We start from the raw sequence: 7,205 nt of genomic DNA, 5'->3' as shown, positions 1-7,205 counted from the left end.
GTTACTTGCAAAAGATAATATTTTGTATTAATATAATATCAAGGCTGCGTTGTACGTAGAATATTAAGTTTTAACCTTTAAGCTGTAATAGGGAGTTTTAGATCGAGGATGAAATGGCGAGCATCATACCAAGGTGAATGATGATACACAGGAAATCTTTTGCGAACACCCACTTTGAGGAGTGGTGGTTAAAAACTTTCTAATAATTACGGCAAGGCGGCTTCACTTACATAATTGAAAATATAGGGTGTAAACAAAGTCACTGTGATTTTGTCTACACTCTTTTTTTGTTTAACAATTTAAACAAGGTTTTTGGAAAAATTCGTAGAACTAAGCTATATAAAGTGAATTTTACTTACAAAGGGGAGATCAGCTTTATGTGGGAACAACACTTTATAGAAACGGATAGAGGAACTTTTGAAGTTTTTAAGAGTGGTAATGGTGAACCAATTTGTATTACACATTTATATAGTGAATATGATAGCAGAGGCAATTTGTTCGCAAATCCCTTCGCAGATCATTATACGGTTTATTTAGTAAATTTAAGAGGCTGTGGTAACTCAACAGATGATAACACAATTTATAATTACAGCTTGCAGGATAGTGTGGAAGATTTAGAAGCTATTCGTCGTTCACTTGGAATCGAAAAGTGGATATTTGCAGGTCATTCTACTGGTGGAATGTTAGCATTGAAATATGCAATCACGCATCCGAAATCCCTAGTCCACATTGTGGCTGGAGGTCTATGTGCATCCTATGAATATATGCATCATCCTGATAGTATTTACTGTCCAGAAAATCCTAACAACAAACGTATCAAGCAAATTTTTGCATTATTAAGAAATCCAGAATCTACTTTAGAAGAAAGACGAGCTGTCAGTAAAGAATGGATATTGATGTCTCTATGTAATGAGGAAAACTATGAAAAGATGATTAGTCGCCCGAACAGTGGAAAGACTGTTTCGAAGCGCTTGGATTATTTTTCCCATGAAGAGTTCCCAACTTATGATTTGCGCTCGCACCTACAACAAACACAGACAAAAGCCTTTTTCTATTGTGGTAGGCATGATGCTCAATGTCCGTATCCATACTCTGATGAAGCAGCAGCTCTTATGCCAAATGCGACGATGTGGACCTTTGAGGAAAGTAATCACTTTCCGTTTGTTGAAGAGGAGGAAAAATTTAAAGAGTTTATTCGTTCCACTTTATAATTAAAAGCTTTGGCGGCTTGCATGTTTGAAAGATGAGGATAAGGTTTTGCTGCTTGATCGGCAGCATGATGATTTTAAAGGTATCATTCCACCAGGTAGAGGTATTTGGAAGGCGAAGAAGTTTCCCGTTATTTTTAAAGAGGGAAATGGATACTGTTACTTTTAGAAATACATAATTATTACAACAAAGCTTATTCTAAATATTAATGGAATAAGCTTTTTTTGCTTTTACTGAAAATGGGACATATGTCCTTTTTTATTTGAACTCCAAATGGTGTAATAATAATAGTATATATACATCGAGAAGAGGATTTAAATGGGAATTATTTTAGCCATACTTTCAGGATTTTTTATTTCACTGCAAAATGTGACGAACGCAACAATTGGTTCAGAAGTCGGCACATGGACAACTGCAATGATTACACAGGCGGCCGGGGCAACAGGGGCATTTATCATTTATTTATTCTCAAAGAAAGAACATACACCGGGGCTTAAGAAAGTAAAACCATTGTACTTATTCGGGGGTTCATTTGGTGCCATTGTAGTTGCTTCCAGTGTTATTGCTGTATCATATGTGGGTGCTACCATCTCGAATTCGTTAATACTTTTGGCACAATTGGGGATGGTCATCGTGATTGAAGCGCTGGGTATATTCGATATTAATAAACAGCAGATTGCCGGTAAACAATGGGTCGGTCTTGCATTAATGATGCTTGGAGCTGTTTTTATCAGCTTATAGGGGTGTATTTGTTGTGAAAAACTATATAGAGGAATTTTCATTGGATTGCGTTTTAAATGAGGAATTAATACGGGGGCTTGCCATTAATCGCTATAGCAAAGGTGATTTTATCATTCAACAAGGTGAAACACCTCGATATTTATTCTTCTTGATTAGGGGGAAAATCAAGACCTATAAAACTTCGGATGATGGGAAAAGATTAATCCTGGCTTTTAAAGAAAAGTTCGATATTCTCGGCGACATTGAATTTGTTCAGCAAGCTCCATATATCAATACGGTAGAAGCAATAACGGATGTACAAATACTAACCATTCCAATTCATACTGCCCAAAATTATGGGATGAATCATTTACCATTTGTCCAATTTATTTTGCAAAGAATTACGGAAAAGCTTTATGTCAATTCCAATGCGTTAGCTTTTAATCTGATGTATCCAGTAGAAGTACGTTTGTGCAGCTATCTTTTATCGGTGTCGATAGATAATCGAACAGTTTCAAACCAGGACCTGAAAGACGCCGCAGACTTAATTGGGACGAGTAAACGCCATATGAATCGCGTAATTGTGGATTTGTGCAATCAAAAAATAATCGAGCGAAGAAAAGATTCCATTTTGATTGTTAATCATGACCGGTTGATTGAACTAGCGAAACATAACATATACGAGGAGGGAATACGTTGATTTTAGGCATATCTTTAGCAATAGTTGCCGGAGCATTTATTGGCTTGCAAAATATTTTTAATCGTCATTTGAATGAACAGGTGAGCTCATGGTTCGCAACTGCTTTTGTCCTGCTGACAGGAAGCATGGCTTCACTTCTTATCGGATTCCTGTTTCAGGGATCTGATATTTTTGATATAAGTGGAATGAAAAGAAGTTACTGGTTCTTTGGCTTAGTAGGAGTCGGCGTAATTTACTCAATGATTCAAGCGATGCATCGACTTGGTCCAACGAAAACAGTTTTAATCAGTATCATTGCACAATTAACCTTTTCATTAATTTTTGATGTAACAGGCTTTCTATCATTGCCAAAAGTAGAATTGAAATGGGAAGATATTGTAGGTGTCGTTTCAATTATTGTTGGAGTAATAATTTTTAATGCAAGAAAGAAAGGCCAAGTAGAGCAGGCGAAGTAAGTAAAGGAGTGTTTATCAACAGGGTAAATGCTTCTTTTTTGAATGGGGGTAGGAACTATGAATATTTCTATATTTAAGAACTCTCTCGAAGAGCTAAGTAAAATATTGTATTTTGATCAACAGGACTACTTGCGTGAAAAGACAACGAATCCATCTAAGCTTAAAGAGTATATTACAATCGCTGAAGATTTACTTAAGGCAACTAATTATGTTGACGAAGAATATTATCTTATGGGGACGTTAGGGAATTTATATAGAATCTATGGGGAACCTCAAAAAGCCATTAATCTTCTAAATCGTTGCAGGAGTATTGCAGTTGGTGATGAAAATGTTAATAGAGAAATATTATCCCTTATTCGGCTAGGAGAAGCGATTAAATATAACAATGACCCGGAAAAAGCATTAGTATTTTTTGAAGAAGCATTGGAGTTGTGTAGAGATGGCGATTCCTACTATTTGGATTTTGCATTACAGCACAAAGGAAAATGCTTATTGGAGCTGAGTAAGAATATTGAAGCCAAAGAATGTTTTAATGAAGCGTTAAAGTTAAGAGAGCTGAAAGGTGAGCGTGAACTCATTGACTCTACATTGCTGGCATTAGATTTTCTAGGGAAGATGTCCAACTAAATAGAAGTATAGTACTCCTTTATTTCATTTAGCGAAAGGGGAAGAATAGTGTTTAGTTTTCAACTCTCAATAACTATAAAGCCGTTTTTTATGCCTGATGAAATTGAAAATTGCAATAATGGATGTGATTATAAAACCGGTATGTGTTTTTCGGTATACAAAACAGACAAAAGGTAGCGTCGGACGGTTTGACCTGTACTATAAAGAATTTTGCTTTGAATTACCGGAAAACCTCCTCTTATTCTTGGAGGCAATCAGGAATTATTACAACTTATCTTCTTCCGGAGCAGGAAAGTCTTTCTAGGAAAATACGATTGTACATGAAGCGTACATTTTCAAATATCCCCATACACTTCATAAAATAACAATAGACCACTTGATAGCGATTTTCCTTTTCCTTCTCCTTGCACGTCAAGTTTTCTTTGTAAATTCATTGGTAGAATGCAAGTAGCTTTACCCAAATAGTCGATAGAAATAGAGTTCTGACTCGTATACCCCGAAACCTCTTCGCCTATCACGGCTAAGTCAAAGGGAGAATTTTTATAGATGATTTCCGCTAAGGTAATATACATCTTTTCCGCTTTTTCTAGCCAGGGATTCAGTTCTTTTGTCAGGGGATATGTATAGGCATATTTTGAATTAAAACTTGCTTGTGGAATCGATATATCCAACCAATCGGATTCTTCATTAATTCGTATAAGACTAACCAAGCAAGGTAAGGTATTTCCATCCCTAAGAGATAGTGTTCCGTATAATTGATTGATACTATCCGGTTCTATTTTTATTGGTAACGGGAGTTTGCTAGTTTGAAAATCTTCGCGCGTTTGCCATAATCCTTTAAAAAAATTACAATTCGTTAACGAAAGTAGGGCATCATTAAGTCTTTTATCATCCCCCAATGGTTGGAACTCCATTGATAGTTCATAGTAGCCACCCATCCAATTCTCAGGATTTATGAAATCAAAGTAATTCATTTTATTACCATCTCCCTTTGAATGTTAGCTTTAAAAAGGCCCAAAAGAATACATCAGATGTTTATTATACTTAACATATTATCAAATTTGGATAATGGTATTATATAATATATTTGTAAATATTAGGATTTTATTTTATTTATGAAAATAGAAGTTTTCGTGTAACTTAGATATAAATAATTCGTAGGCTTCTTTTCAAAGGAGAAGAATTCATATGAAAAAAATAATGATTTTAGTACTTTCAGTTTGCATTTCTGGTTGTAGTTCATTTACTCGAGCTCAAACATATGAACAGGCGAAGGGAAAAGTAACGATAGATGGGAAAGCGTATAGTATGATAATAGGAGAATTTGAGTGGGTAGACGAAAATTCTGAGGCAAGAAAATTGAACCCTATCAATATAAATGATTTAGCAGACCAGTTCAAAACCGTTGAAGTGGGAAAAGGCGATAAATTAACGATTGATATTGAACAAAATCCTTCTTCCGTGATTGTTGACCAATGGAATGAAGAAGGTGAATTGCAGGCTATTGAACTAAATGGTAATGAAATCCCTATTCCAATAAAATCAGGACTGTATATTTATGAAGTAACAGCTGGATGGAATGAAGGGAAAATTTCATATGTTTTTGACATTAGTATTCAATAAAAGTCATGCTAAAGAAGTTTTATATAAAAATTCGAGAGAAATCAGGGGGTAAGAATGAATAAAAATAGCTATTCAAAGGTATGGAACCTAGATAACTTGTTTGTAGGCGGGAGTAATTCAACCAAATTTCTTGATTTTATTAAACAACTTGAACTTAAGATGCTTGAATTAGAAGAGACATTAAAATCTCCTATTAATATATCACATATAGATGGATATCATAGAATAGCATATATACTAAAATACATAGCAGATATTCGTATGAACTTATCTCAGGCCAATTCATTTATAACCTGTCTTCTCGCAGAAAACACAAAAGATGAAGATGCCATAAATCTAAGAGGAGCTGCAACTACAGTAAATGCCCGCTATGAGTCAGTTTTAAAAAAATTTCAAACTACCATTTCTAATATAAATCACGATCAATGGGAAAAGATACTTGGAGCAAAGCCTTTAGAGAAAAATAAATTTATACTTAACGAATGGCGTAGAAAAGCTGAAATGTTACTTCCCGAGACTGAAGAAAGATTAATCTCGGATTTAATGGTCGATGGGCATCATTCTTGGGGGCAGTTTTATAATTCACTACTATCCAGCATCAAAGTTAAGATAGAAATCGAAGGAGAAATGAAAGAGTTATCTGTAGGTCAAACGATTAATTTACGTTCTCATCCAAACGAGGAAGTTCGAAAAAATGCCCATCATGCATTAGAAGGAATTTGGAAAGAAAAAGAAAATCTTTTTGCGCAAATTATTAATCATATTTCAGGTTTCCGACTGCAAGTATACAAAATTAGGGGATATGATAATGTCTTGGTAGAGCCTTTGATGGAAAATCGTTTGAAAGAGGAAACACTCGATGCCATGTGGGCAGCAGTCAATAAATTTAAAAAACCTTTTATTAACTATTTAAATGTAAAGGCTAAACTAAATGGTTACATTAAAATGCAGTCGTATAACTTTTGGGCACCTATCGGAAATATTAACCGACAGATAGCTTATGAAGATGCTGTAGATTTTATACTGGATCATTTCAGTCATTTTGGTAACAAGTTAGGCAATTTTGCTCGAAAAGCTTTTGAGAATAAATGGATAGAGGCTGAAAACCGACCAAATAAATCGGCGGTTGCATTTTGCGCCGGTTTTCCTCTTTCCAGGGAGTCAAGAGTTTTTATGACCTACGGAGAGCGGATTACAAATTTGTTAACTTTAGCGCATGAATTAGGGCACGCATTTCATAATGATGCGATGAAATCAGTTGACGAAATAAATAGGCTATATCCACTGAGCATGGCAGAAACCGCCTCAACATTTTCAGAACAAATCATTTTAGATGCTGCATTAGAACAAGCAGATACTATGGAAGAAAAACTGTTTTTACTGGATGAAAAATTGAAACGGAGCGCCATGAATTTCATGAATATTCATTCTAGATTTCTATTTGAAAAGAAATTTTATGATGAACGAAAGAATGGCATTGTTCCTCCGTCACGGCTAAACGAAATTATGCAGGAAGCCATAGATATAGCTTATGGTGGGTCATTTGATAGTCCTTCTGTACACTCATGGATTTGGACACCACATTTCTATATTACAAAATCGCCATTCTATAATTTTCCGTATACTTTTGGGTACTTATTTTCCCTAAGCCTATATGCTAAATCTAAAGAAAAAGGTAAGGCGTTCGAAATAGAATATATAGAATTGCTTCGTGATTCAGGCTGTATGTCTATTGAAGAATTAATCATGAAGCATTTAAAAGAGGATATTACTTCAGAAGCTTTTTGGGAAAAGGGTATGAAACTTTGTGTTAAAGATGCGGAAGAATTTATTAGTTTAATTGAGTCTTAAATGGAAGGTCCGTATTAAAA

The 7,205-nt window shown here is 34.9% G+C and carries 8 protein-coding genes and 1 other RNA gene; 8 read left to right on the top strand and 1 reads right to left on the bottom strand.

Translation table 11 applies throughout. The features are described 5' to 3' along the window. The first annotated feature begins 38 nt into the window (after window positions 1-38). From ssrS to QYB95_RS04745, 6 genes are all read left to right on the top strand, one after another. Window positions 39-227: non-coding RNA, 6S RNA (ssrS, locus tag QYB95_RS04770), on the top strand. A 150-nt stretch (window positions 228-377) separates the two neighbouring features. Then, window positions 378-1,211, top strand: coding sequence for an alpha/beta fold hydrolase (locus QYB95_RS04765; protein WP_301137041.1), 834 nt, complete (start codon window positions 378-380; stop codon window positions 1,209-1,211). Window positions 1,212-1,527: 316 nt separating this feature from the next. Then, window positions 1,528-1,950, top strand: coding sequence for a DMT family transporter (locus QYB95_RS04760; RefSeq protein WP_301137039.1), 423 nt, complete (start codon window positions 1,528-1,530; stop codon window positions 1,948-1,950). A 13-nt stretch (window positions 1,951-1,963) separates the two neighbouring features. Next, entirely contained in the window at window positions 1,964-2,629 is a 666-nt protein-coding gene (locus tag QYB95_RS04755; RefSeq protein ID WP_301137038.1) for a Crp/Fnr family transcriptional regulator, read from the top strand. After that, the gene (locus QYB95_RS04750) at window positions 2,626-3,084 is read left to right on the top strand and encodes a DMT family transporter (RefSeq protein ID WP_301137036.1); all 459 of its coding nucleotides are present in this window, start codon (window positions 2,626-2,628) and stop codon (window positions 3,082-3,084) included. Before QYB95_RS04755 ends, QYB95_RS04750 begins: the two co-directional genes overlap by 4 nt. A 57-nt stretch (window positions 3,085-3,141) precedes the next feature. Then, entirely contained in the window at window positions 3,142-3,711 is a 570-nt protein-coding gene (locus tag QYB95_RS04745; protein WP_301137035.1) for a tetratricopeptide repeat protein, read from the top strand. Window positions 3,712-4,046: 335 nt separating this feature from the next. On the opposite strand, the gene QYB95_RS04740 is transcribed toward QYB95_RS04745, so the two are convergent. Further along, a complete protein-coding gene (locus QYB95_RS04740; protein ID WP_301137034.1) occupies window positions 4,047-4,685 on the bottom strand; it encodes a hypothetical protein in 639 nt (212 codons plus the stop codon). A gap of 214 nt (window positions 4,686-4,899) precedes the next feature. On the opposite strand from QYB95_RS04740, the gene QYB95_RS04735 reads away from it, so the two are divergent. Continuing rightward, window positions 4,900-5,334, top strand: coding sequence for a hypothetical protein (locus tag QYB95_RS04735; protein ID WP_301137032.1), 435 nt, complete (start codon window positions 4,900-4,902; stop codon window positions 5,332-5,334). A gap of 54 nt (window positions 5,335-5,388) precedes the next feature. Continuing rightward, window positions 5,389-7,185, top strand: a complete 1,797-nt coding sequence (locus QYB95_RS04730; RefSeq protein WP_301137030.1) for a M3 family oligoendopeptidase — start codon at window positions 5,389-5,391, stop codon at window positions 7,183-7,185. Window positions 7,186-7,205 lie beyond the last annotated feature (20 nt).

Origin of the sequence: Ureibacillus aquaedulcis (assembly GCF_030418165.1) — a bacterium.
GTDB lineage: Bacteria > Bacillota > Bacilli > Bacillales_A > Planococcaceae > Ureibacillus > Ureibacillus aquaedulcis.
This window is presented reverse-complemented; position numbering and strand designations above follow the sequence as displayed.